1 protein-coding gene is annotated in these 522 nt (G+C 53.9%); it reads left to right on the plus strand.

Annotated features, from left to right (window positions below; genetic code table 11):
* Nucleotides 1–269: 269 nt before the first annotated feature.
* On the plus strand, nucleotides 270–522 hold a 253-nt coding region (locus KP708_RS15590), incomplete at its 3' end, for a type II toxin-antitoxin system RelE/ParE family toxin (RefSeq protein WP_252348119.1).

A 522-nucleotide genomic window follows, 5' to 3' on the forward strand; every position in this document is an offset into this window, starting at 1 on the left:
TTCGCTCTGGGTCTGCACCAATGTTTTTTTCTGATTATTCTGTCTGCTCATGAAGCAAAGAAATTTTAGCGGCTAAAACTACCGTTTTCCGGTAGTATCAATGTCTGAACTTGATTGAGCGACAGGAGCGGCATGATGAGCGCACACCCGATTGTCCAGCATGACGACGCCGAGACGACAGCTTTKGCTGACGCCGTTCGAGACGGAATCCGCGCCGCAGATGAAGGGCGCAAGCGTCCCTATTCTGAGGKGCGKAACGGGCKCCTCTCTTGGGGGACGGAACACGAAAAACCTGCACCACAGCGCGGGTAATCGGGCAAAATTTCATCGTTGATATTACCGAGCCAGCGGTCGATGACCTCCAAAGTATTAGAAATAACATAGGGGAAGAAAACCCCGCAGCAGCAAGCCGTGTTGCGATTCAGATAGTCGCAGCCTGTGACCGTCTCGAATATCTACCGGAACGAGGCCGACCGGGCCTTGTCCCTGGCACGCGAGAACTGGTGTCCTGCTGGCCGTATG

This window comes from Gluconobacter sp. P5H9_a, assembly GCF_018812085.1.
Lineage (GTDB): Bacteria > Pseudomonadota > Alphaproteobacteria > Acetobacterales > Acetobacteraceae > Gluconobacter.